Annotated in this window: 24 protein-coding genes; 3 read left to right on the top strand and 21 right to left on the bottom strand. The window is 35.2% G+C overall.

Annotated features, from left to right (window positions below; genetic code table 11):
• Positions 1-32: 32 nt before the first annotated feature.
• The 3 genes from AMET_RS08425 to AMET_RS08415 all read right to left on the bottom strand — a co-directional run bounded on the left by AMET_RS08425 (position 33) and on the right by AMET_RS08415 (position 2,894).
• Positions 33-1,187 (bottom strand): HD-GYP domain-containing protein, encoded by a 1,155-nt coding sequence (locus AMET_RS08425; protein WP_012062919.1) that lies wholly within the window; start codon positions 1,185-1,187, stop codon positions 33-35.
• An 84-nt stretch (positions 1,188-1,271) separates the two neighbouring features.
• A complete protein-coding gene (locus AMET_RS08420) occupies positions 1,272-2,507 on the bottom strand; it encodes a competence/damage-inducible protein A (protein ID WP_012062918.1) in 1,236 nt (411 codons plus the stop codon).
• 69 nt (positions 2,508-2,576) lie between these two features.
• Entirely contained in the window at positions 2,577-2,894 is a 318-nt protein-coding gene (locus AMET_RS08415; protein WP_012062917.1) for a nucleoside triphosphate pyrophosphohydrolase, read from the bottom strand.
• 277 nt (positions 2,895-3,171) lie between these two features.
• On the opposite strand from AMET_RS08415, the gene AMET_RS08410 reads away from it, so the two are divergent.
• Complete coding sequence (locus AMET_RS08410) at positions 3,172-4,785, top strand: putative manganese-dependent inorganic diphosphatase (protein WP_012062916.1); 1,614 nt, start codon at positions 3,172-3,174, stop codon at positions 4,783-4,785.
• A gap of 39 nt (positions 4,786-4,824) precedes the next feature.
• Here the strand turns inward: AMET_RS08410 and AMET_RS08405 are convergent, their stop codons facing one another.
• A complete protein-coding gene (locus tag AMET_RS08405) occupies positions 4,825-7,752 on the bottom strand; it encodes an insulinase family protein (RefSeq protein WP_012062915.1) in 2,928 nt (975 codons plus the stop codon).
• A gap of 206 nt (positions 7,753-7,958) precedes the next feature.
• Positions 7,959-8,951, bottom strand: coding sequence for an NADPH:quinone oxidoreductase family protein (locus tag AMET_RS08400; RefSeq protein ID WP_012062914.1), 993 nt, complete (start codon positions 8,949-8,951; stop codon positions 7,959-7,961).
• Between the two features lie 467 nt (positions 8,952-9,418).
• Here AMET_RS08400 and AMET_RS08395 point away from each other — a divergent pair, with 467 nt between their 5' ends.
• The gene (locus AMET_RS08395) at positions 9,419-10,591 is read left to right on the top strand and encodes a TraB/GumN family protein (RefSeq protein WP_012062913.1); all 1,173 of its coding nucleotides are present in this window, start codon (positions 9,419-9,421) and stop codon (positions 10,589-10,591) included.
• Between the two features lie 52 nt (positions 10,592-10,643).
• On the opposite strand, the gene AMET_RS08390 is transcribed toward AMET_RS08395, so the two are convergent.
• The 14 genes from AMET_RS08390 to AMET_RS08325 all read right to left on the bottom strand — a co-directional run bounded on the left by AMET_RS08390 (position 10,644) and on the right by AMET_RS08325 (position 24,513).
• Positions 10,644-11,150, bottom strand: coding sequence for an arsinothricin resistance N-acetyltransferase ArsN1 family A (locus tag AMET_RS08390; protein ID WP_012062912.1), 507 nt, complete (start codon positions 11,148-11,150; stop codon positions 10,644-10,646).
• Between the two features lie 169 nt (positions 11,151-11,319).
• Positions 11,320-12,513, bottom strand: coding sequence for an FprA family A-type flavoprotein (locus AMET_RS08385; protein ID WP_041720531.1), 1,194 nt, complete (start codon positions 12,511-12,513; stop codon positions 11,320-11,322).
• A 55-nt stretch (positions 12,514-12,568) separates the two neighbouring features.
• Positions 12,569-12,907, bottom strand: a complete 339-nt coding sequence (locus AMET_RS08380; RefSeq protein ID WP_012062910.1) for a YddF family protein — start codon at positions 12,905-12,907, stop codon at positions 12,569-12,571.
• A 78-nt stretch (positions 12,908-12,985) separates the two neighbouring features.
• Positions 12,986-14,146 carry a metallophosphoesterase gene (locus AMET_RS08375; RefSeq protein WP_012062909.1) on the bottom strand — a complete coding sequence of 387 codons (1,161 nt, stop codon included), beginning with the start codon at positions 14,144-14,146 and terminating at the stop codon, positions 12,986-12,988.
• Positions 14,147-14,197: 51 nt separating this feature from the next.
• Entirely contained in the window at positions 14,198-15,310 is a 1,113-nt protein-coding gene (locus AMET_RS08370; protein WP_012062908.1) for a DUF362 domain-containing protein, read from the bottom strand.
• Between the two features lie 285 nt (positions 15,311-15,595).
• A complete protein-coding gene (locus AMET_RS08365; protein ID WP_012062907.1) occupies positions 15,596-15,811 on the bottom strand; it encodes a hypothetical protein in 216 nt (71 codons plus the stop codon).
• Positions 15,812-16,058: 247 nt separating this feature from the next.
• A complete protein-coding gene (locus tag AMET_RS08360; RefSeq protein WP_012062906.1) occupies positions 16,059-17,462 on the bottom strand; it encodes a sensor histidine kinase in 1,404 nt (467 codons plus the stop codon).
• 2 nt (positions 17,463-17,464) lie between these two features.
• Positions 17,465-18,178 (bottom strand): response regulator transcription factor, encoded by a 714-nt coding sequence (locus AMET_RS08355; protein WP_012062905.1) that lies wholly within the window; start codon positions 18,176-18,178, stop codon positions 17,465-17,467.
• Between the two features lie 90 nt (positions 18,179-18,268).
• On the bottom strand, positions 18,269-18,637 hold the full coding sequence (locus AMET_RS08350) for a YxeA family protein (protein WP_012062904.1): 369 nt from the start codon (positions 18,635-18,637) through the stop codon (positions 18,269-18,271).
• A 1-nt stretch (position 18,638) separates the two neighbouring features.
• Positions 18,639-20,498: an FtsX-like permease family protein gene (locus AMET_RS08345; RefSeq protein ID WP_012062903.1), complete on the bottom strand. Its 1,860-nt coding sequence runs from the start codon at positions 20,496-20,498 to the stop codon at positions 18,639-18,641.
• The gene (locus AMET_RS08340; RefSeq protein WP_012062902.1) at positions 20,485-21,252 is read right to left on the bottom strand and encodes an ABC transporter ATP-binding protein; all 768 of its coding nucleotides are present in this window, start codon (positions 21,250-21,252) and stop codon (positions 20,485-20,487) included. Before AMET_RS08340 ends, AMET_RS08345 begins: the two co-directional genes overlap by 14 nt.
• Before the next feature lie 670 nt (positions 21,253-21,922).
• On the bottom strand, positions 21,923-22,168 hold the full coding sequence (locus tag AMET_RS08335; RefSeq protein WP_207636417.1) for a transposase: 246 nt from the start codon (positions 22,166-22,168) through the stop codon (positions 21,923-21,925).
• 19 nt (positions 22,169-22,187) lie between these two features.
• The gene (locus AMET_RS08330; protein ID WP_012062900.1) at positions 22,188-22,853 is read right to left on the bottom strand and encodes a hypothetical protein; all 666 of its coding nucleotides are present in this window, start codon (positions 22,851-22,853) and stop codon (positions 22,188-22,190) included.
• 382 nt (positions 22,854-23,235) lie between these two features.
• On the bottom strand, positions 23,236-24,513 hold the full coding sequence (locus AMET_RS08325) for a uracil-xanthine permease family protein (RefSeq protein WP_012062899.1): 1,278 nt from the start codon (positions 24,511-24,513) through the stop codon (positions 23,236-23,238).
• 475 nt (positions 24,514-24,988) lie between these two features.
• On the opposite strand from AMET_RS08325, the gene AMET_RS24950 reads away from it, so the two are divergent.
• Positions 24,989-25,159 carry a CDIF630_02480 family spore surface protein gene (locus AMET_RS24950; RefSeq protein WP_012062898.1) on the top strand — a complete coding sequence of 57 codons (171 nt, stop codon included), beginning with the start codon at positions 24,989-24,991 and terminating at the stop codon, positions 25,157-25,159.
• A gap of 282 nt (positions 25,160-25,441) precedes the next feature.
• On the opposite strand, the gene AMET_RS08320 is transcribed toward AMET_RS24950, so the two are convergent.
• Positions 25,442-26,224: a hypothetical protein gene (locus AMET_RS08320; protein ID WP_012062897.1), complete on the bottom strand. Its 783-nt coding sequence runs from the start codon at positions 26,222-26,224 to the stop codon at positions 25,442-25,444.
• The gene (locus tag AMET_RS08315) at positions 26,217-26,756 is read right to left on the bottom strand and encodes an RNA polymerase sigma factor (protein WP_012062896.1); all 540 of its coding nucleotides are present in this window, start codon (positions 26,754-26,756) and stop codon (positions 26,217-26,219) included. Before AMET_RS08315 ends, AMET_RS08320 begins: the two co-directional genes overlap by 8 nt.
• Positions 26,757-26,863 lie beyond the last annotated feature (107 nt).

Raw genomic sequence — 26,863 nt, 5'->3', positions numbered from 1 at the left:
ATTCAAAAGCCCTCCTAATGGAGAGCTTTGTTTTAATTTTTATTCTTTAAATAAGTTTGAACTGAATTATCAGGTGCCTCATACTGGATTTTTTCAATCACAACATTACATTCTTTCAATAAGTCTACTATTATGATTTCAATATGTGTGGCGTTTTGCTTGATAATTTGAACCTTAGGTCTTAGTGGGTAATTGGGATACACTTCTTGCACAACACCATACTCCCCATTACTCAATTTCACCAATGTTCCTTCGGGATAAGGATTGACTTTCCGCACAAAAATTTTCGCCATTTCAAAATCAAAAAACCGTCCTGCCCCACCCATAATTAGCTCTATTGCTTCATTTGGAGGAAATGCTCTACGATAGGGCCTGTCTGAAGTTAATGCATCATATACATTAGCGATCCCTACAATTTTGGACAGTTTATGGATTTGTTCATCTTTTAACCCCTGTGGATATCCCGTGCCATCCACTCTTTCATGATGTTGCAGGGCAATCATCCTAGCGGGAACTGATAGATCATAATTTTCTTTTAAATACTCATACCCCTTGACTGCATGTTCCTTCACAATGGCATACTCTGCGTCCGTTAACTTTCCTTCTTTTGCTAATATATTGCTAGGTGTCATCACACGACCAATATCATGAAGCATTGCACCGATACATAGGTCGTATAACTCTTTACGATTCAAACCTAGTTCTATCCCAAGCACCAAGGAAAGTACTGCCACATTAACAGAGTGCTGATAGGTATAGCTATCTAGACATTTTATATCCACCATATTGATTAGTAGATTTTTATTGAATAATATTTCGTCCACCATGCTTTTCGATATATTATTTAATTGATTGACAGCTTCTTTTTCCTGTAGTGCTGTCCGTTTGATTTGAGCAGGGTTTTTTTTCATGGATTCATCATTTTTATGTTTTTCAAATGCCCCAAATGTATCCCTAATAGACTTTGTGGCAGCAATTCTTAATTGAGGTTTAATAATATCTTCAATTTCATTTTGACTATACTCATCATTGACATAAATCATATAAATAGCATTGTCTTTTACTTTTTGCAATAAGCTATCGTTAAGGATAACGCCCTCCTGTAGCAGGACTCTTCCTTCTTTATCATAAATTGTTTGAGCCAGATAACTTCCTTCTTTTATACAATTAATCGGGACTAATCTCATGCTAATATTCCTCTCTCACTTCATTTTGTCATGTCATTTGCTGTCGAATATCCTCTTATTTCATTATACCATACTTTAACAGATCTATACCTTCATCAATTGTCTTCTTAGAAAATCTAGAGCGTAGGTTGTTGTTAGCTTTCTAACTCGCTGTCGGTCTCCTGATACGATCAGTTTTTTAGCTTGCATTTGACCGTTTAAGTACAGACCAATATAGACTAGTCCAACTGGTTTGTCCACTGTACCGCCTCCCGGTCCAGCGATTCCCGTGACTGATAAACCGATATCTGCATTGGCTGTACGTGCCATTCCTATGGCCATCTCTTTAGCAGTTTCTTCACTGACAGCCCCATAGTTTTCTATGGTTTGTGGACTCACATCTAACCGCTTAATTTTCGCTTCATTGCTATAGGTAATCATTGCTTCCATAAAGACAGAAGAGATTCCTGGATAATTGGTTAATCTTCCTGATAACATGCCTCCTGTACAGGATTCTGCAATGGCGATTGTTTGTTTCTTCTCTATTAACTTCTTCGCCACTACTTCCTCTAAAGTAATATCTCCTTCTCCGTAAACATCTTCCCCTAATCGTTCCTGTATGGCTTCTTGGACTGGTTTAATTAATCCTTCTGCAATACTTTGATTTTGTCCACTGGCAGTAATCCTTAGGGTAAGACCCTTTGCCTTGGCATAGGGTGCCACAGTGGGGTTATTTTGACCATCAATAATATCTTCTATTTTTTCAACCATATGTCCTTCCCCAATTCCAACAATATGAAGTACCTTAGAAACCAGCACGTTCTTTTGATAAGGTTTTAGGTGTGGAACAACATGGTTTTCATACATGGGAATCATCTCCCGAGGAGGCCCTGGTAGCAAAATAAATGTTTTTCCTCCCTCTTCAACCATACACCCTGGAGCTGTTCCATTGGGATTAGGAAGAATTTTAGCCCCAATTGGAAAGTATGCTTGCTTGATATTCCCCTCATTTAGAGGTAGATTTCTAGCATCAAAAAATGTCTTCATTATTTCTAATGATTCCGGGTGCAAAACCAACTCTCTTTTAAAAAACTTTGCAGCAACTTCCTTTGTCATATCATCCTTGGTTGGACCGAGACCCCCAGTAACAATCAACAAATCCGAACGAGAAAAGGCTAATTCATATGCTTGCATTATTCGCTCTTCATTATCTCCCACCACACTTTGGTGATACACATATATTCCTAAATCCACAAGTTTTTCCGCTAAAAACTGTGCATTGGTATTTACGATTTCACCCATCAACAATTCTGTACCTATAGCCAATATTTCTGCCTTCATTTTACGTTTCCCCCTCGTAAGTTATCAAACTTGATTGAAAATCAAAACCTCCCTAGTTTTAAAGAAATTTTATTCTTCATAGACTCTAATCAATTTAATTCTTTTGGTAAATCCACCTCTTTCAAATAATTTACCCTTACGTATAATTTCTAACTCCTCAAGACTAATTTCCTTTGTCTCTGCAATGGCATAAATAACCTCTAATAAATCCGCTAACTCTTCAACATTTCCAGATTCCAAATATTCATTTACTTCTTCCATCAATTTTTGATCTAGCAGTTTACAATACTCCTCCTGATCTACTTGTTGTATTTGAAATTTTTTATTATTTGATTCAATGATTTCAGGGATTTTATCTCTTACTAGCTTATTATATATAATTTCCATTGTGTGCCTCCTACTTACAGGTTTTAGCTTTAGTATTTCACAAAAGTTAGTGACTCTATTCGCAAAGGTCTTGCTCAAATTACACCATCAAATCTTTAATGCCTCTCATAACCATTCTATATTCTGATTAAAATTCCTTTAATGAAAGACAACCTTCTTTAACGCCATCAGTTTTTCGAAATTTCTCCTTTAATTTTATCAATCTTCTGGTATAATACTGAGATGACAGACATGTATATTTTTAAAAAATAATTGAACTCATCCAAGGAGGTATCATATGTCAACTTTCATTTTTGGACATAAAAACCCAGACACAGACTCAGTGGCTTCAGCAATTGCCCTATCTGATTTAAAGAACAAGCTCGGTTATGATACGATCCCTTATGTGCTAGGAAAAATTAATAAGGAGTCTCAGTACGTCCTTGATTACTTTCAGATCACAACACCTGCTTCCCTAGATAATATCAAAATTCAAATTAGAGACTTAGACTATTATTTTTCCAAGGGTATCACGGCGTCTTTTTCAATTCTGCGTACCTACAAGCTCATGGATCAAAATAAATTGGAAACTGTGGCAGTGGTAGATGAGCTGAATCAGTTACTAGGTATTATTAGCATGAAGGATATTGCCATGGGCTTAATTAAAGGTGACCTTGGTCACCTCGATACTTCTTTAGAAAACCTAATAGAGGATTTAGAGGCAAGGGTGCTATCATCTCATGCCACTTATTTTAATGGCCACGTTTCTGTTGTGGATGATTATTATAAAACCGTAAAAGGATCCTTAGGTCCAAAGGATGTTGTTATCGTAGGAGACCGTTATGACATTATTGAATATGCAATTGAATCTAATGTATTGCTAATTATCATTACTGGTAGCAAAGACATTCCCCCCAAATATATTAACATGGCAAAGGCACAGGGTGTGACTATGCTATCGGTTCCACATGATACCTACTACCTAACCAAGGTAATTAATCAATGTAATTATGTGACAACAATCATGCGGGTTCAAAATATCATTAAGTTCAATGAGCAAGAATATTTGGATGAAGTGAAGGAAGAAATGGCCCATACTCATTTTCGTAATTATCCCGTCATCGACAGTCACAATACTTTCTTGGGATTTATTAATCGAAAGCACATTATGAATCCAGCTAGAAAAAAAGCCATTCTTGTTGACCACAATGAATACGGTCAAAGTGCTATGGGCATAGAGGAAGCTGAAATACTTGAAATTATCGATCACCATAAGTTAGGTGATATTTCCACCTCAATGCCAATCAGTTTTCGAAATATGCCTGTGGGAAGTACTTGTACCATCATTTACTGGATGTTCCAAGAGTATCAAATCCCCTTAAGCTTTGAAGTAGCCGGTGTATTAATCTCTGGTATTCTATCAGATACACTTCTTTTCAAATCCCCCACAACCACAGGCCTAGATCGGCAGGCTGCAGAGGCTTTGAACCTGATTTTAGAGCTAGATGTCCATCAATTTGCCATGGATATGTTTAGAACAGGAACCTCCTTAGAGGGTCAAACCATTGAAGAAATTTTCTATAAAGACTTTAAGGAATTTCACTTGGAGGTATTTAAGGTAGGGATCAGTCAAGTTTTCACCCTAGACATTGAAGATGTCTTTAATCGTAAGGATTCATTTTTAACTTTTATTGAAGAGGTCCACCAAAACAATAATTATGATATCTCACTGCTTTTAATTACTGATATTTTAAAAGAGGGCTCATACCTTCTCTTTAAGTCAAATAATCAAGCCATTGTTACCTCAGCCTTTAACATCCCATTAATACAAGGAGCCTTTTCTGCGGGAATTGTCTCCAGGAAAAAACAGGTGATTCCAAAGCTTCTTGAAGCAATTCAAAGATCAAAATAAGGTTCCACAAAGGGAGGGCTGAATCAGCCCTCCTTTTGCCTATTCAAATACATTAATAAGCTCATCAAACTGATCAGCATTTTTCTTGAGTTTTTCTTCATTTCCTAGTATGCAATAATTATCTTGTTTCATTGTCTCTTCAACTAAATTTCTTAGAATATTAATGTCTTCAAGTGTTGTACTTAATACCTCATTTCTTTCTTTCTGCAAATCGTCCTTGGTAATACCACTTATATAATAATGTGTAGCTTTATCTGCCTTCATGGCTTCAGACAGTGGTGCATCCATATTGCTGATGGTTCCAATAATATATTTTGTCATTTCCCGTTGATCCGTTTGATAATCCTTCAAAAATTCACTGATTTCATCATAAACCTTCAAAGTGTCCCTTAAGTTTGGATCTCGATAAGAGACAAAGTACATATTTCCATTCCTCATGAATCCTGCCATGGCTCCATATGCCCCGCCGGCAATTCTGACTCGATTCCATAGATAGTCTAGACTAATGATGGTTTTTAACACTTGTAAATGTCCTGAATATTCATAACCAAGATCTTTAAAATTATATGATTTAGCCACATATTGCACTTTACTGGAGGTTAACAATGCCTCTTTTTTGACTTCAAGATCAAAATGATATTCATGTTTTTGTAGTTCTTCATTTTTCAGTACCTTAACAAAGGATTTAAATTCTGTACTAAATAATGGATAATCTTTTTCCTCTGTTGTGACACTGACCAATAGGTTTTGTTTGACGAATATCTTTCCAGCAATATTTTTAAGCTTTTGTTGGATTTCAGGTAGTTTTTCATCAAAGTTTGTCTCTAAATCTGAAACAAATTGATAGAAGGAAACCCCTCGGGTCAATTCAATATATTTTCCGACGGTTGAAATTTGCGAAACACTTCTTTTTGCTGCTATCATATGTCCTTCTTGCATCAAACTCATTTCCATTCTAGATTTCGTTTCACGTATGACTTCCTTCAATCTTCTGTTATCATCGAATTGACTAGCGGATATCATTTCTGTTAATAGTTCAAAAAGTTTAGGCAACTTCTCTACTAGTGACATGGCGCGAACAATTAGTTTCGGATAATACTCATTTCTGTTTTTATCACTAGAGTATGTTTCTAGTTTTGTAGAAATGCCACCGGTTGCAATATTGGTCTCCTTTGACAGTTCCTCGTAGCTATATTTTTCTGTACTTACTTTTCCAATCATATAACTCAACAATGCGATATAAGGAATTTCCTCCTGGGCAACAGCTGTTGTATCAAATAACAGGTTGGTATAGGCGATGCCATTGGTGAAACTGGGATGGAACAATACATGAGTGTCTTCCTCACTTTTTTCTTCTAATGAAATTTCCTCTATCTCTTTTTCAATGTCTTCTAAGGATAATAGTGGAATACTATTGATGTCTTCCTCACTATTTGGTGTTTCTTGGTAGTCTCTCAAATGCTGGGTTTGGGCTACAAGATCTGCTATTTCTTCATCACTTAAACTGACTTTGTAATCAGCTAGCTCTTGTTTGGTTTTGGTATCCCACTCATTGGCTAATCCAATTTCAGGCTTAACAATGAGTAATGATCTATGGGTATTCTGTAGTATATGCTTTTCAATTAATGCTTCAAAATAATGGCTATCTAGTGCTTTTTTCACCTTTTCTAGGTTCACCTCATAGGCTAGATGCAAGGATGGGTCTTCACCGTATAACCAACTATCCATGCACTTGATACAGTAGATCAATCCCTTGGGATATCTGCCATAGTCTGCTTCCCTTAGTTTCAATTCATGTAGATTAATCACGCCTTCAATTAATCTTTTATCAATGCCTTCCTTTACTAACTTTTTCAAAGTATCAAACACAAGCACTTGAAAACGTTCTTGTTCTTCTACGTTTGTGTTTTTTACCACAACACTCCAAACCGGCTGAAGTATACTACTATCGAATGAGCCAAAAACATCCTTGCCTAGGTCACTCTCTAAGAGTGCCTTTTTCAACGGGGCTGCTGGAGTCCCTAAAAGTAAATGGTTTAACATATCAAAGGCTAAATAGAGCTCTGGGTCTGTGGATTTTCCTATTGTAAAGTTTAAGCTCAGAAAAGTCTTGTTTTCTTCTTTTTCATTGGCAGAAATAGGATACGCTACCTCACTCACCTTAGGCGATTTAAATGTTTGTTGAATTTCTATTTCAGAGCATACTTTAATCTGATTAAAGTCCTTTAAATAGCCTTCATTTATAAATTTCAAATGAGCCAATAGATCACCATCTCCATATAAATAGATATAGCTATTACTTGGATGATAGTATTTTTTATGAAATCCTAAAAATTGTTCTTGAGTCAAGTCAGGAATCACTTCTGGATCCCCACCAGATTCATAGCCATAGGTGGTATCGGGAAACAATGATTCTTGGATTTTTCTAAAGAGCATTTGCTCTGGTGAAGAAAACGCCCCCTTCATTTCATTATAAACGACACCCTTATATTCAATCTCAGCCTCTGTGTTCTCTAGTTCATAGTGCCAGCCCTCTTGCATCAAAATTTCAGGTTGTTGATAGATATTAGGATGAAAAACTGCATCTAAATACACATCCATTAAATTCACAAAATCCTTTTCATTTTTACTGGCAATGGGATACATTGTCTTATCTGAAAAAGTCATGGCATTTAAGAATGTATTCATGGAGCCTTTCGCTAACTCGATAAAAGGATCCTTCAGGGGAAACTTCCTTGATCCACAAAGAACAGAATGCTCAAGAATATGAGGTAGTCCTGTGCTATCCTTTGGTGGTGTTCTAAACGTAATGGAAAATACCTTGTTATTATCCTGGTTTTGTATATAAAATAATCTTGCACCACTTTTTTCATGTTGAAACAGCCTACCCATTCCTTTGACTTCCTTAATCTCTTTTTCCTCTAGTAATTTAAATCCATGATATTGTTTTCCAATTTCCAATGACATTAAATGAACTCCCTTCGAATGTGATGTACGCATATCAAATATTCTGCTCTCATTTTACTCTTATTTTATCATATATGTGGTTTTCTTTCTAATGTTCTCCAATTTATCCAGTGATTACTGTATCTCCATCGAACTTTTCTCTATGTAGAAGGGTAGCCTTAGTATAAGACTACCCTTCTTATCTATTTTCTACTAATTATTTGTCTTTATATCTTTACAATCAATCTTCCCTTTGTTTTCCCTTTTAAAATTCCAGGCAATATGTTCGGCAATTCATCTAATGTCACTTCTTGCCCAATACTACTTAGTAGTTGATCTGGCTTCATTTCTCCAGCCATCTTTTGCCACAGGGGCTTACGAATTTTCATAGGGCAATCCACAGAATCGATTCCCAACAATTTGATCCCTCTCAGTATGAAGGGAAATACGGTTGTTGGGACCTTTACCCCACCTGTTAATCCGCATACGGCTACGGCACCACCATAGTTTACTGTACTTAATATATAAGCTAAGGTGTCTCCACCTACAGGGTCAACGGCACCTGCCCACATTTGTGTACCCAATCCTCTAATTTTTTCAGGCTGCAATTCACTCCTAGAGATGATCTTTTTAGCTCCTAGCAGTTTGAGGTATTCATGTTCAGAGGCTTTACCTGTACTTGCCACTACCTCATATCCCTTCTTAGCAAGTATGGCTATTGCCACACTTCCAACCCCACCAGTAGCTCCCGTCACAAGCACAGGCCCCTGATCTGGAGTCAGCCCTGCCTCTTCAAGTTTATACACTGATAGTGCTGCGGTGAATCCCGCTGTCCCAAAGGCCATGGCCTCCTTCATGGTCAATCCCTTAGGCAAAGGAACCACCCAATGAGCTGGTACCCGGGCATACTCACTGTATCCACCATAGTGAGAAACCCCTAAGCCATAGCTTGTTACAATCACTTCATCACCTTTTTGGTATTGGCTATTTGTCGAAGTAACCACTGTACCCACCAAATCAATTCCTGGTATAAATGGATAAGATTTTACAATCTGCCCCTCTGGAATACTGGCCAATCCATCTTTATAATTCACACTAGAGTAGGCCACACGAATCGTGACCTCTCCCTCAGGCAAGTCTTCCATGATTAAATCATTGATGCTCACTGTAAAGTCTTCATTTATTTTGTTTACAACTAATGCTCTAAATTTTTCAGACATTTCCATGCTCCTTTTTCTTTTTATTCTGTTTCATTTATTCAAAACCTGGGACTTTCTTTTATTCAATTAATGGCAGTTTATCTACCAAGCACACCACTTTACAAGTAATGTAGTGATTGGCATCTATTACACAGGCAATTATTAGATATATTCCCATTCCAAGCAATTTTAAACCCACGATGTACTGATTACATATACATTCTTTAGTTTCATCATTAAAACAATAAATTTAATTAGTTTTATCATGTTTTCATTTATGATATCAATACGTTATAATAGATAAGTATCATGTGAATCACTTTATATCCCTAACCTATTAATTGATGGTAATATAGAAGATCGTATATATCGTTTTATAGAAGGTTTTCAAAATATTTTATAGGTAATCAATGACTTGAAGGAGAAAACTGTGGTAAAATAGAGCGTGGTGCCTATTGGAATAAATTTGTGAGAAAGAAGGTTACTCTATGGAAGAAAATATCACACGCATACATTTAAACGATAAAGAGTTTATTATTATTGGTACTGCTCACGTCTCAAAACAAAGTGCTGAGCAGGTTAAGGAAGTCATTGAATTAGAACGTCCCGACTCAGTCTGTGTTGAACTAGATGAGCAAAGATATCAATCAATTATGGACGGAAATCGTTGGAGAAATACTGATATTTTTAGAATCATTAAAGAAAAAAAATCAACTTTATTATTAGTTAATTTGCTTATGTCCTCCTTTCAAAAACGGATTGCTAAGCAATTTGGTATTCAACCTGGACAGGAAATGATTCAAGGAATTGAATCTGCTAAAGAAGTAGAGGCAGCCCTTGTGTTGGCCGATCGTAATATTCAAGTTACATTTTCAAGAATTTGGAAAAATATCGGACTATGGGGAAAAACCCAGCTTTTAATGCAAATATTAATGAGTGTTCTGGTAGAGGAAGAGATTACAGAAGAGCAATTAGAAGAATTGAAATCAAAGGATATGCTTTCCTCTATGTTAGATGACTTCACCGCTGCATTTCCCAGGTTAAAAATTCCTCTAATTGATGAAAGAGATCAATATTTAGCCCAGAAAATGAGAACCGCTCCCGGCAATAAAATTATAGCCGTATTAGGAGCCGCCCATGTTCCTGGTGTCACTAAGGCCTTAGAAATAGAACACGATCTAAATGCATTGTCTCAGGTTCCTCCTAAGTCAAACAAAGGAAAGATAGTATCTTGGTTAATTCCTGCATTTATTATTGCCCTTATTGCCTCAACATTTTATTTAAACCGTTCAGCTGCTCTAGATCAAACCATGAGCTGGGTATTATGGAATGCTGCTTTATCAGGAATCGGCGCAGCCCTTGCCTTTGGTCATCCTTTTTCCATTATAACAGCCGTTGTAGTAGCACCCTTGAGCTCCTTGAACCCGCTTTTAGCAGCTGGTTGGTTTGCTGGAATCGTTGAAGCCTATATGCGTAAGCCCAATGTGGGAGACTTTGAAGACTTGTCTGATGATGTTTTCACTTTAAAGGGGTTTTGGAAAAATAAAGTGACCCGTATCTTATTAGTAGTTGTTTTGACCAATCTTGGTAGTACCTTAGGAACGGCTATTGGTGGCGCAGAAGTCTTCCGTGTCTTCTTAAGAACAATACGCGGTGCTTAATGATTTTATCAATTAAAAACCACCCTAAAATCAATTTAGGGTGGTTTTTCTGTTATAGACCATCAATCAATAGTTTTTCCATTATGGTAACATCCACAAATTTTCCATCTAATATCCCCTGATTCTTATATGTCCCCACTTCTCTAAATCCAAAGGATTCATATAGTCTTTGTCCAGCCTCATTGGATTTGAAGGTACTCAGTACAAGTTTATGGATATCCTGCTCTCTTGCTACTTCAATTAGAGCTTTTAATAGTAATTTCCCTAATCCCATTCCCCGCATTTGCCGTTTAATGTAAATCGAAAAATCAGCAACGCCATCATAGCAGCATCTTGAGTTAAAGGGGTTCAACGACGCCCACCCTAGGACTTCATCTCGCTCATTTTCAATTGTGATTACCTTGTGTTTTTCACTTCTCTGTTGTAACCATGGTATCATTTCAGCTTCTGATTTGATTTTGGTTTCCAATGTCGCTATTCTATCTTCGATACCTTCATTGTATATTTCAGTGATACTTTTTAGGTCCTGTAACTCCGCTATCCTTACTGTATATGCCATAGGCTCCCCCCTTTTTATATGACTTCGTATTTTTATTGTTTTAATAACTTCACTCTATAAGCGCAAACTTTTTAACTAGACCACTAATAGCAATTGAAAAATAAGGGTTCCCATTTAATCAAGGGAGCCCTTATTCTATTCATTAGTTATGCCATGCTATCATGATTGGTTATTCAATCATCTTTCCAATTTCTTTTCCATACTCAAAGCAGGTCTTTAAATCCGCTTCTGTTGGTACGTATTTGATTTCTAATCCCTCTTTTACCAGTTCAATTCCTGTTTCCTTCATCTTCTTTTCAATATTCTTTACTGCACCCTTTCCCCAGCCATAGGATCCAAAGGCTGCACCAATTTTTTTCTTTGGCTTCAATCCCATCATCTCTTCTAGCAAATAGGCTAGGTGGGGGAGCATGGTGTTATTGATTGTAGAGGAGGCAATTAGAACTGCCTTTGCGTCTAATACTTCCGTCATGATGTCATTGACATCACTTTTTGATGCCCTATATAATTTCGTTTCAATTCCTTCACTGATCAAACCATCGACAATAGCCTTAGCCATAAGTTGTGTACTATTCCACATTGTGTCATAGACAACAACCGCCTTACGCTTTGTTTCATTTTGTGACCATGAAAGATATTTTTCAACTATTTTTCCAGGGTCAGTTCTCCATATAATTCCATGACTTGGGGCAATCATGTCAAATTCCAATCCCATTTTCTGAATTTCTTGAATTTTTTTCAATACCAAGGGATTAAAAGGCATGAGAATATTAGCATAATATTTTTTAGCTTCTTCCATGACTTCACATAGGTCATTTTCATCATCAAAACGATGAGATGAAGCTAAATGCTGTCCGAAGGCATCATTTGGCATCAGTAGTGCTACTTCTTTAATATAGGTAAACATACTATCAGGCCAGTGAAGCATTGGTGCTTCAATAAATTCAAGTGTCTTTTCTCCAATGTTAAGTTTGTCCCCTGTTTTCACAGTTTCATAGTTGTAATCTCCAAAGTAATAATGTAGCATACCCTCTTTACCATTCTTTGTGCAAAACACTTTTGCTTCTGGAATGTACTCCATTAGCTTTGGAAAAGCCCCAGAATGATCTGGTTCTACATGGTTGACCACAACATAATCAATTAGACTTGGATCAATAATTTCTTTAATATTGTTGATCATATCATCAACAAAATGTAAATCTACTAAATCAATTAATGTCACTTTTTCATCGATAACTAAATATGCATTATAAGTTGTTCCCTTTTGCGTATGATAAGAGGGTCCATGAAAGTTTCGAATATCCCAATCTACAGCTCCTACCCAATACACACCTTTTTTAATTTCAATCGCTGACACACACATCCACTCCTTTAGTCTTTAATTAGTTTTTATCACGAGCTCCAAGCCTCACTAGATCTTAATCAATACGAGTCATTATTTTAAGTGAATAACCAATTTTATCCATTTCCTCTCGACACAAAACCGAGCCTTCCGGAGGACGTTCCGTTAATTTTAATGCAATGGCTTTTTGTCCTACTTGATGTTGAAATTGTATTCTATTCATTTCGATTTCAACTCCAAATAAATAAGACATCACTTCTGCCACAGCTTCATGTCCAATAGCAGATAGAAATCCATATTTTTCAATTAATTGCTTTGCTTCTTCTACGGTAATATCTTCAACATGATAGGTCCCATTGCTGGTAGCTACCGTACCGTTAAATAATGCAATTGGTAATTTTCCCCCTTCACTCACTTTGCTTCCTCCTCGTACTTAGGTATCCCCAAGAAATCTGAGTCCATATGATGGTCTTTTTTTGGGGGACACCTTACATTATTCAAATTTCACCTTGATATGTAGAATTTCTGAGCGACTCCCCACTCTTATTGGTGGTCCCCATGTACCCACTCCCGAGGATACAATCAGATGTAAATCTTCTATTCTTTTATACCCCCAATCAACCATAAAAATCTTTTTGGTAAACATTCTAAAGGGAAACAACTGTCCACGGTGGGTATGTCCCGAAAGCTGGATATCCACACCGTTTGCTATGGCTTCATCAATACCCACTGGCTGGTGATCTAGCATAATAATAGGTAATTCTTTATCAACATCCATCAGCAGTTCTTTTAATTCCTGACGGGGACTCCCTTTGAATCGTTCAAAGGACTTATCTTCTCGTCCAACAATATAAAACTGATCCTTTATTTTCACATATTCGTCTCTTAATATCCTGATTCCTGCCTGTTGGAAGTATTTTTCAACTCTTTCCACTTGACCACCAATATTCTCATGATTTCCCATAGACCCATAGACTCCAAGTGGCGGATTGAGTCTCTGAAATACTTCCATCATATTTTGTTCTACAAAGGGATCCACTCGATCGTCTATAATGTCTCCTGGCATCAAAACTAAATCAGGATTCAAATGATTGATTTCCTTGATCATTTTTTCTAACTGTCTTCGGCCAACCAATCTCCCTAAATGTAAATCCGATAGCATCACCACATTCAGTTCTTCAAGTTCGTTTACTTCTTTATCTAATTGAACTTCATATTCTATGATTTGAGGATTGCGCGCATTCCACCCGCCATAAACTGTAATGGCTAGTATCAGAATCAAAATAGCAGAACCAATGGCTACTGTGAATGTGGGCTGATTTGTCACCCCATCCGGTATCAACTGAAGTCTATTATTTAATAAAAGAACCATGTCCACTATGAACAAGATCATTGTTAAATAAGTCATGACCCCTAGCCAGTAAGCACCCACAATCTCCAATGGATGACTTAACCAGCTTGGAATCCATTTATCCGCCCCTCTGGCGAAAAAAAATGAGAAGGCAATCACCCATAAAACCAACCAGTAGCCCTTAGTAGAAAAATCCAACCCACTTGCAACAACAAACTGCCATCCTCTAATTCCAATATAGTAGGTTAAACCTCCATAGACTAGAAGTATCAGGCTAAATATAATAATTAATAATGGTCTCATAAAGTTTTCCCTCTTAACCTCAGCCTTTTGTGCTGATTTAGCATAAGGCTTCTATTTTATCTTAATTAATTCATAGGTTCGACTACCCATGCCCATTTCTTCTGCATATTCTAAAACCCGCCTACCATTGGTGTCCTTGTGTAATCCACCAAACTTATCTTTTCCTGGTTCATGGTTACATTTTAACTGGCTCTGGGGATTACCCAGTTGGGCATCAATTAAATCTAAACTAGCTTGATCTAGGGCAACAGGGTCAAAGGATGCAAGAATCCCAATGTCATTTACAATGGGGATACCACTCCAAGGGACACAATCACAAAGCGGTGTAACATTCATGACAAAGTTAAAATATGCTACTTTGCCTTTCTTATTTTGCGTAGCACCATAGGCATATTCTGCCATTTTTTCCACAAATATATTCGCATCAGTTTTCCACTGCACTTCAATTGCGCGTTTAGGACACACAGTGATGCATTCTCCACATCCAATACATACCTCTGGGTCAATCACCGCTTTTTTGTCCTCCATATGAATTGCGTCTACGGGGCAGTTTTCAACACACATCTGACAGCCGATACAAAGATTTTCCATTACCTTGGGTTTTGCGTCAGAATGCTGCATTTGCTTGCCAGCCGCACTTGCGCAGCCCATTGCAAGGTTTTTCATCGTACCACCGAAGCCTGCTAGTCCATGTCCCTTCACATGACTGAGGACAACCATGGAATTTGCTCGATAAACATCTCCCGCGATTTTCACACGTTTAAAATGTTTTTGATCTATATCCACATCCATGATATTTTTACTATATATCCCATCGGATATAATAATGGGTGCGTTCACCACAGCGTAGGCAAACCCATTTTCAATAGCTGTTTGAATGTGATCAACACTATTTGTTCGACTTCCTGTGTATAATGTGTTTGTATCTGTCAAAAATGGTTTTGCATTGCTCTCTTTTACCTTGTCAACAATTTGACGAACAAAAACTGGATGAATGTATGTATTGCTTCCTTTTTCGCCAAAGTGAACCTTGATAGCGGTTAATTCATCCTCCCCTAAAACTTCTGCAATACCAGCTTTATCAAATAATCGTTTGATTTTGTTTGGTATATTGTTCTTTTTACTATCTGCCTGAAAATCAATAAAAAACACCTTATTGCTCAAAAAAACACATCCTTTTCTTAAATCGTTATTAAATTGATTTTGTTTATTCCGTCATTTAATTTTAAATAAACCCTTTCTCAATGAAATTCTACTTTCATTGTACCACAAAAGAAGAATATTCTAAATTTGAGTTTTTTATGGTAATTCATCTGATATATTCTTCTTTTTACAATAAAAGTATGTGATTATCCATGAGACAGTATGAATATATACTATATTCACACTTTTCTTTATATCTTATTAAAGTGGTTAGCCCCCAAAAACAGGGGCTAACCTTATTTTGTATTACTCTTTATTTTTGTTGGCATCCATTACGATACCTACTACTATTCCTAAAAGCATACCTATTCCAGCTCCAATCGGTATCCCGAAAATCATACCCCTTTCAATTCCATTGGTTATACTGGTAAATATTACGCCCACTGCACTACCTAGTAGTAATCCAAATCCAACTCCATAAGCTAAATAATGATTATCCTTAGGATTATTATTATCAGACATGCTATATCAACTCCTATTTATATATTCTTGAATCTAAACATAAAGCCCCGAATACGCACTGGAGGCTAGTCCTTTTTTCTTAACCATAATCCTACTCCAACCTCGTTACAATGACGTCGGGAATGCAGGTTATCAGTAATCCCATACTTTAAAGAAATCACAGTATCTTTACCAGCAAATGCATATGTGAACATTTCAATTTTAATCCTTAACTGCGATTGACTTAGGGTTTTTAATTTTCTCCCAATTATAGGATAACTTCTATTTCAGTCCCTTCTCCCAGTTGACTTTTTATTTTGATAGAGCCATTATGAGCTGTAACGATATCTCTTGCTATAGCCATTCCTAGCCCGGAACCTTTATGCTTTGCCCCTGTATTTGTCCCTCTATAATATCTATCAAATATACGTTTGATCTCTGCATCATCTATTCCCTTCCCGTTATCAATGATGAATATATGGATGTTTTCTTTTTTTTCTACTTTAACTTCTATAGACACATCCTCATTATTATGCACTATGGAGTTATACAGAATATTATTGATTACTCTTTTTATTAGTACCTTATCAACCTTCTTTTCAATAATCTCTCTTTCTACAATAAACTCAATGTTCACATTGTTAGTATTTGGATTGTTTAAAATATCTATAACGACTCCTCTTACCAAGCTCACAATATTAATATTCTTAAAATCAAGGTTCAAAGACTTATTTTTCAATCTGGTACTAAGATTTAAATCATCTATAAGTTCTTTGATATAATTAGATTTATTATCTATTATTTTCCCATATTCTCTTATTTCATCATCTGTAAAATTATATTCTTCATTAGATAGAATCTCAGCATATCCCTTAATGGACACTAAGGGGGTCTTTATATCATGGGAAATATTTAATATCCATTCCTCCCTCATTCTGTCAAGATTCCTTCTTTCTTTCTCATTGCTTCTGAGTTTTGCAGATAAATTATTAATTGTTCTATAAACTTGCTTATAAACTCCTTTTTCTTCCCTTTGTAAATTATATTCTCCCTCTGATAGGACTTCAACATCGTTTATAATACCTATTAAAGGTTTTGTAAGTCTTCTGCTAAATAGATAGCCAAATATCAAAACAATAGGAATATCTATAAGTAAAATTATATAGATCCCTTTCCTTATACTTTCTACTACTTTATAAATATCATAAGAAATAACACTTCTTTTTATTTTCTCAAAAGGGAATCCTAAAATATAACTATAATTTATGTCATCAAAAACTTTTTCCCCTATAAATATAGTAGACATACTCTCTGACAACGCATATTTATATGCATGAACCATTTCCATAGGAGTATAACTTTCTTTAACATCAACAGGTTTATTATAATTATAAAGCTCATTTCCATCCTCATTTAAAACCTGCAACCAAATATCTTCATCCTCTAGGATTTTTTTTCCATCCTCATGAATATATACTACACCTTGATTTGTCATCAAATACTTATTAAATTCTCTCGTAAAATTTTCCGGTGAAGAATCAGTAATTTCACCATTGGAATTTATTACCCTATTAACTATAAAACCAATTCCCACACTTAAATTAATAATAATTACAATAATAGTTATAAATACTACTGTTAAGATAAATCTTCCAGTGATTTTAAAGTTCATACTTATTCATCCTTTATGACAAATTTATAGCCTAGACCTTTTTTATTAATAATATGCTTAGGATTCGAGGGGTCATCTTCAATCTTTTCCCTTAACCTTCTAATGTGTACCATTATAGTGTTGTCAAAACCTATATAGTCCTCTCCCCAAACCTTGGAACTTATTTGTTCCTTACTCAGAATCTGGTTAGGATTTTTTGTCATATATAAAAAAATTTTGTATTCTTTAGGCAACAATTCTACCAATTGCCCATTTTTTATAACTTCTATCTTTTTCTCATCTATCTTAAATGGTCCAAGTTCATATATAGTATCTTGGTATTTTTCATTCCTTTGATTAGTTCTCCTTAAGCTTGCTTTTACTCTATATGCTACCTCTTTAGGGCTGAAAGGTTTTGTTATATAGTCATCTCCTCCCAATGCAAAACCTAATACCCTATCAATTTCTTCAGTCTTTGCTGATATAAATAATATAGGCACGTTGGATATCGCCCTAATCCTTTTACATATTTCATACCCATCACCATCTGGTAGCATAATATCTAAAAGGATAATGTCAGGATCTTCCTTTTCAAATAAGGCATATCCACTGTTTGCATCCCCAGCTGTATATATATCATCAAGTCCTTCTCTTTTTAATACCGTAGATAAAAGCTTTAGTATATCTTCTTCATCATCGATTATCAATATTTTTTCATTATTTGATCTGTTATTCATATTAAACACCTCTATAATATTTATATATTAATTCTATTATACAGGAAAAGAACCAAATGATGGTATCATTTGGTTCTTTTCCTGTTTTATTTATTTAGTGCTATGATAATTCTCTAATTCTACTTGTGCTTTACTTGGAATTTCATTCCATTCTACTTCTTCATAGGATGTAACTTCGTTTCCATTTTTGACATAGAGCATTAAATAGCCCTCCTGCCGTAATATTTTACCTGCAGAGAATTCTACCTCTACTGATTTTCCTTCCTCATCAAACGCTTTTTGATTGTAGATATATCTAGTCATGATTTCTCCACTATCCAACTTAGTTTCTTGTGTATCTACATAGTCTATCACTTCTACATAAACATTATCTTTTCCAATTCTATTAATGTTACAAGAAGTAAATAATAATACTACACCCAACATTAACAACACGATAACAATCAATAATTTTTTCAAATTAACTCCCCTCCCCTATAATAGTTTGATAAAATCCTTTAACAGTAATAAAATAATACACAATATAAACAACTGTATAAGCTAGCATCCATAATAATACTGGCTTTAATAAATTTATGTCCAGTAATTTAGAAAAAGCTATTAACGCTACAGCTCCATGCATTAATCCTAACGATAATGGTGCAATAAAAACTAATCCCATTTGATGACGAATCGTTCTTTTCATAGCTCCTTTCGATACGCCAACCTTATAAAGGATACTATATTTACTTTTATCTTCTTCTGCTTCTGTAAGCATTTTAAAGAAAATAATGCTTCCTGTTGCTAATAAGAATACCAATCCTAAAAAACTACCTACAAACAATATAGCTCCCGAATTTTTTAGTGACTCTTGATAATCCATATATACACTTGAGAAATTCTCAGCACCTATTTCAGTGGCTAACTCTTCAGTTAAATTAACATGTTTTTTATAATCATCAAGTTGAATGACATTATATTTGATGGATTCTTGATTTAGATCTTCAAATCGTTCATCATTTAAGACTAGTACACTCCCACGTAATATCTCTACATTAAATATAGGTTGTGTATATGTTTTATTAATTTGATACCAGTTATCATCAACTTCTATTTCTTCCCTTTCTTCTGACCATCGTTCATTATAGAAAGGTTCGATTAACAAAACTTCACTTTCCTTATTATCAATTTGTTCAATATCTTCCCATTTCAATGTTTGAGCAAGTAGTTCAAATGTTGATTGGTTAATGATATTATATTCTACATCTACTTTTTCACCGTTAATGCGTACAGTTTTCACTTCGAAGTTAATGGATGATTCTACAAAATCCTGTGGAATTTCATGTTGTGCTCCTTGCCACATAAAGGAAAATGGTGCATATTGTTCAACAGTTTTATCTGTAGTGTAATACATCCCAAATACTGCGCCACCAGCAGTAATCGTAGTCGCACTTAAGATAGCGATGATTGTTAATGTCCTTGCATTGCCACGGATGCGGTATAATAGTTGTGATACTGTCATTAGATTGAGTCCTTTCCATGCCCATCTCTCTCTTTTCTTCATCTTATTTAATAGGTAAACAAGTACATTATTAAATAAAAAATAAGAACCAATAATCGTTAGTGCAATAATCAGAAGTGGTGTACTTATACCAAATCTTCTCCATACTTCTGAGGTTATTAAATCCTGCAATGCAATCCAATAAGCGACTACTAATGACAACATCCCAATTAATACTTTGATTAAATGTGCATTAGGTTGTTCTTCACCTTTATTGACTGCTTGAAATAAATCAACTAATTTAAATTTGTAAATAGTACGATATCCACTTAATGATGTGATAAAAAATATTACAAAAAATATAATTATCGTTTCAATGGTTGCTTGTACAGAAAAAGCAAACTCCAACCCGTCTTGGATCCCCATTAGTCTTAATAAAATATTCAAGAATAACTGTGATAAAAAGAAACCTAGCCCTATGCCCATAACTAATGACATAATTCCAATCATCATATTTTCAAAGAAAAGCATAAATCCGATTTTACCTTTTTTTAATCCTAATAAAGAATACAGCCCCACTTCTTTTTTCCGCTTCTTTATAAAAAATGTATTAGAATAAAGAATAAATGTCATTGCAAAAACCATCAATATAAAGGTAGAAGCACTCATTAGACTTTTTATTTGCCGCGATGTCCCCATTAAAATACTGATATCCTCACTATATTTTAATATGGCAAAGGTAAAATATATAATGATAGAAAATACTGTTGTACCAATATATAGTGCATAGTCTTTAATATTTCGTCTGATATTTTTTCTTACTAGGTCAATTAATGTCATTATCAGCACCACCTAAATACGATAGCTCATCCAATATGAGTTGAAAAAAATCTTTACGAGTAGAATTTCCACGGGTTATTTCATTTGATAATTGACCGTCTTTAATGAAAATTATTCGTCGACAAAAACTAGCAGCATAGGCATCATGTGTAACCATCATAATCGTTGCTTGTTGCTCTATATTTAAAGTGCTTAGCTTTTCCAACAACTCTGTAGCTGACTTTGAATCCAGTGCTCCCGTTGGCTCATCTGCAAATAACAGTTTGGGATTAGTTATCAATGCACGAGATGAAGCTGTTCGTTGCTTTTCTCCTCCAGAAATTTGATAAGGATATTTATCTAAAAGATCTTCAATATCAAATATTTTGGCTATAGAGATTACCTTTTCATTAATTTCCTTTGCTGGTCTTTTTTTAATTGCAAGTGGTAATAGAATATTTTCTCTTACCGTTAAGGAGTCAAGTAAATTATAGTCTTGAAAAATAAACCCTAAGTTCTCTCGCCGAAATTCGGCTAACTGATCCTCTGTCATCTTGACAATGTTATCTTGTTTAATAAAAATATCTCCACTGGTTGGATAATCGATAGTTGCCAGTAAATTTAATAATGTAGATTTCCCAGCTCCTGATGGTCCCATTATTCCCACAAACTCCCCTTCTTCAATTGCAAAGGTTATATTTTTAAGTGCATTGAAAGTATTAGCTCCTCTTCCATATGTTTTTTCTACTTTGTTTACTTTTAATACGTATTCCATTTGTTATCAACCTCTCTCTTTAACAACAGTATACAATCATAATCTTACATGAGATTTACACACAACTTAAATAATCCTTAAATATGTACCATAACTATAAGCATTAGACCAAAACTTCTTCCAGTATCCTATTTTGTGTGAATTACTTCTATATCATCCACTTCTATTGCTTGTTCCTTTAGTATCTTTCTCAATCCTTTCTTACTATTTTTAAGTATGAAAATAAATGCATCAAGATTTTTATATCTTAATACATTTATAGTTTTGATTTCATTTGATCTTTATATACAATTTTATTCTATAGATTTAAATCAGTACTTATGATTTCTAATACTTTTAGATCCATGGAATTATTAATCGTTCAGTCAGAGGGACAGGGACTCGTCTGTTAAGTATCAGTCAGAGGGACAGGGACTCGTCTGTTAAGTATCAGTCAGAGGGACAGGGACTTGTCTGTTATGCCTTTTCACCCATATACTTGCTTGCCCCCGTTACTCTTGCAATCTGTCTTATTGCAACACCGTTAGTTGCCTTAAAATTTTTTAGTATTATGTCTTTTTCTTGCCTTTCTAAATTATGAAGAAAACCCCTTTTTACTCCATATTGCTTTTCGATTAATTCTATTATCTCTTCATCAGAAATCCTATGTCTTTCTTCATAATCTAAACAATCATCGTTTATTAATCTGATTCATATGCTTTTTTAGTTCTTTCTTTGCTATTTCTTTTTCTGTCGCAAATAATTCTAATAATGATTCTTTACCCTCACGTAACAACAAATGTATATGATTTCCCATTATGTAGTACCCATAGAGCTCAAATTCACTTTTTTCTTTATTTTTCTGTATCGTTTTAATGAATTTGATATAATCTTCATCGTCTTCAAATATATTTTGACGATCAATTTTCCTTACCATTATATTACAAATTCTTGTGTTATAAATCATTTAAATATACTTCTTGGCCAACAAAATAAATTTCATCGATAATTTTCTGTAGCCTAGGAGAAAAGCCATCTCCATATTCCCAGGGGTATTGATAGGACATGACAAAATACCGTTCTTCATATTTGCCCCGAGCTACATAACCCGTTATGTGGTCATCTCCAATTTGTGCTTCTTCAATAGACCAATTAAATCGATTTTCTTCAGTTTGAGATTCAGCTAGGTTCCACTCATATTCTTCTGCTAAGGTTTCAATATTTAGAGCTTCATTGTCTACTGGATAAAAGGTAAATCGAATGAAAGCATCCTCATTTTTATTGCCATTGAAGTTGGTATAAAACCATACAGAATCAGATTCACCAAAAGAAACAGTCTCTCCCATCATGTCTTCAGGTACATAAGTAATCAACGAAATACCTTCATGGACAAAACGTTTTAATATGATTTCTTCCTCCATTCCTTCAATCATAATGGTTTCCATCTTTTCCTTCGGCCATTGGGACTCATCCATCCATGGTTGTTCCTCTTGCTCTTCTCCATTTTCCTCTATATCCGGTTCATCAATCGGTCCTTGTTCTACTGGGGTACTACATCCTGATAGGACAAGGGCGACTCCTATTAATAATATCAAAGTAAAAAGAAAAATACTCTTTTTCATTTTTGTTCCTCCTTTTTATTTCGTAAATTCTTATGAGACATACTTTATGACTTGTACCCATGACACCAATGAGCTTTACTCTATTAGACGCAGTGAACCTGAAAAAGTTCCTTTCAACGCCCCTTTGTTAAAAATCACAAGTCTTAAAATTCGTCTCATGCTACCGCACCGACTCATAGCGCACTCTATTTTTAACGCCCCTTTGTTAAAAATCGCAAGTGCTTAAATAAAAATTCGTCTCATGCTACCGCACCGACTCATAGCGCACTCTATTTTTAACGCCCCTTTGTTAAAAATCACAAGTGCTTAAAATAATACAGGACCTATCAGTGTTATGATACCACTTGATAGGTCCTGTAATCAATTCATTAAATCATATTTTCTACGCCTGTTGCTCATTTCTATTTAGTACTACATTTAACAAAACACCCACAAGTCCCGCAAAACTCAGTCCTGTAATTGCAATTCCTTGTGCAAATGGGATTGGAATCCCTACTGTCATATTTAATGCACCGCCAATATAATCTGAACCTAATCCTAAAATCAAGATTGTGGCAATAATGATGATGTTTTTTCCATTTAGTGCCGTTTCACTATTTTTAATGGTCTTAACTCCTACGATGGCAATCATGCTAAAGAGCATTAAACTAATACCACCCATTACTGCTACTGGAATACTGCTTAAGAATCCACCAACCTTTGCCACAAATCCTAGAATAATAGCAAATACTGCGGCTAATCTAAGGATTGAAGGGTCATAGTTCTTTGTAATGGCAAGGACACCTGTGTTTTCACCGTAAGTTGTGTTAGCTGGTCCACCAATGAACCCTGCAAATAATGTGGCTAGTCCATCTCCTAATAATGTTCTGTTTAGTCCTGGTTCTTCGATAAAGTTTTGTCCGACAACCTCACCGTTTGTTGTAATATCGCCAATATGCTCCATGAATACTGCTAGTACGATGGGTGCAATGACCATAATGGCACCTATTTCAAACTTAGGAGTTGAAAAGTTTGGCATGGCCACTAAGGAAGCTTCCCTCATGACTGCTGTATCCACAAGTCCCAGTTGTAAGGAAACAACATATCCGACTACCACTGCGATTAAAATAGAAAGCTGTCTAATAAATCCTTTAGCTGTAAAGTTAATCACTAAGGCTGTTCCTAATGTAAGTAGTGCGATTGCAAAGTGATTTGATGACATATCAATGGCAACAGGTACAAGACTCAGTCCAATGACCATAATCATCGGTCCCACAACCTGGGCTGGTAAAAATTTCGTAATGTTTTTTACGCCTACCTTTTTAATCAAGAGGGACATCAAAATATAGATGATTCCTGCCACAATAATTCCACCTTGAGCATATGATAAGTCTCCGTTATATGTTTCTCTTACTGTAATAACAACTGGTATGAATGCAAATGATGAACCTAAGAATACGGGTACTTTACCTTTTGTTACTGCATGAAATAGTAATGTTCCTGCCCCTGCTGCTATCAATGCCACCGCTGGGTCAAATCCTGTTAGCATAGGTACAAGTACAGTGGCCCCAAACATTGCAATCAAGTGCTGTAATGCTAAAATTACCTTTTTAGATAGTTGAAACAAATTGCTGCTTTCTTTAACTTGAACAGTCGTTTTCTTAATTGTACTTTCTGACATAAAAAAACCTCCTCCATATTGTGAAAGGAGAAAAAATTCTCTCTCCTTTTTCAGCCTCGCTGGACTGATTTAAAAGGTATCTCTTGTTAATATTTCAAGTGCTCAATAAAAAAGCTTCTTGCATACCAGCAAGAAGCTACGTTTTAACCTTCAAAATACAAAGCATTTTGAAGCGTTAAAATACTGTGTTACACCGTAACCTTGCCAGCCTCTCTGGACTGATTTAAAGATTCATTTTTTACCTTAAATCATTGTATCACGCACTTTGCTAATTTACAACCATTATTTCTAAGAATTTATTGTATTCTGAGACATCGTAATTGTCACAAAAAATCCAACAAATTATATAAATATAACCATAATACCATAATCAAGTTGAAATATTATCCCTAAAATAGTTCATACTAATAGTGTAAGCTCGTGGTTGAATTGATTCAACCTAAAATTTCCACTTAACTAGGCAGGGAGTGATCATATGCATCGAAGAAATAACCCAAACAAAAAAAATATTATGGCTCCTATTGAAAACCACACCACTGCAGCATGGGCTAATATTGAAGATATGAAGCCATTTTCCAATGTCCCTATTCCCAATGAAACAGAAGTCAGAAATGCAAAAGAGTGGGTTGACACAAACCAAAAGTGATGTCTATTTTAAAACCTATGTCTTCATCAGGGCATAGGTTTTTTTTGATTGAATAAAATATTACCCAATAGTCTCTAAAATTAAGATGTCTTTGGATTCCATTGTTTCCCCTCTCAAATATATGAACATGCTGGGTTCGCTTCCATTCTAGGAATGGATGTGCCTCAGAGACATGACATTATCAAAATATTTTAGTCACTGAGGCACCAATATAATTTCAATTTTTATTAGTAAATTCCTTTATTTACCTCAAGTTTATCATTGTATATTCTTTAGCTCAAGCTACTCTTCTAATGAAATCATTTGGAACTCTTTTAACATATTGTCAAACCTCACACCAAAGCCTTCACTTGCTTCAAAGAAAAATTGCTGTTTGATAACAAATACGCCCCCTTGGGTATTGTCCACTAAATAATATTTCACAACTTCATCATCCCAATTGTTACCTGTATTTGCATATAGATAGATGCTTTCGATCGGACTATCCACCGAGCCTTCATTTCTAACCGTCTCATATTCTCCCGCTAACATTTTTTGGATTTCTGTAGCCAGGGTTTCTATATCCTTGTCTTCTACTTGTTCTATTTCCATAAATACTTCTGGGACATAATCAGCCTGTTCTATTGGCGCAATCTTATCCTTCCCATCTAAACTGTCTAATGAATACCTTTGTTCATCAAAATAAATCACATATCCTAATCTGCTTTTTTGTAAATTGACGTCTGTTTCTTCTTCCATTCCTTCCAATTCTTCTACAATGGTTTTCTCTGGTACAAATAATTCCCTTACCCTGTCAATGGCAGCATGCCCTGGGGCAGTACCGGCTAAAAATACGATAAGCAATGCAGCTGCAACTGCTCCTAAACCAAAAATTCTTGGCGTTTTTCTTTTTTGTTTTATCATCCTTCTTGATCCCCCTATTGGATTATGATCTATCTTTTGTTTTATTTGATTTGCATCAATTTCTTGTTCTATTTTATTCCATATTTCATCTTTGAGTTTAGTAGATTCTTCAGTTCCCTTCATTAATGATTCCTTTATTTGATCATCAAATTTCTTATTCATACAAATGCCTCCTCTCGTTAAGTGCTGCCATCTTTTTTTTGAGTTTTTCTCTCCCCTTGAATAGACGAGATTTTACTGTATTTACATTGAGATTTAACGTATCTGCGATTTGTAACTCTGTAAATCCTTCTAGGTATTTTAATATAATTGGAATCCGATTCATGTCGTCTAACTCGTTAACAGCAGTGTATAACTCCTCATATTCCTCAAATTTGTAGACATCCTCTTCTACTATACCTGCATGTTCTTCTAGGTAATTACTAATGGGTATGGTCTTGGACTGATTTTTCAAAATTCGATTACACTCATTAATTAGGATTCTATAAAGCCATGGTTCAAAGGGTTTATCCTCATCAAAGCTATTAATATTGTTATATACACGGATAAAGGTTTCTTGCACTGCATCTGCGGCAACCATTTTATTTCGAGTAATCCCTGTTGCCACCCTGATTGTATAATTGGCATATTGATCATAGAGGGCTTTAAAGGCCTCCCTGTCTCCTGCCTTTATTTGTTTGATTAGTTCATTCATACTGTCACCACCTTTCTTTGCAGCTTATATATAATATACCCGCTAAGCTTGAGAAAAGTTTTCATAAAAAGAAAGTTTTCAAAAAATAAAAGATCTTCTACCTAGAA

Source organism: Alkaliphilus metalliredigens QYMF, assembly GCF_000016985.1.
Taxonomy (GTDB): domain Bacteria; phylum Bacillota; class Clostridia; order Peptostreptococcales; family Natronincolaceae; genus Alkaliphilus_A; species Alkaliphilus_A metalliredigens.
This window is presented reverse-complemented; position numbering and strand designations above follow the sequence as displayed.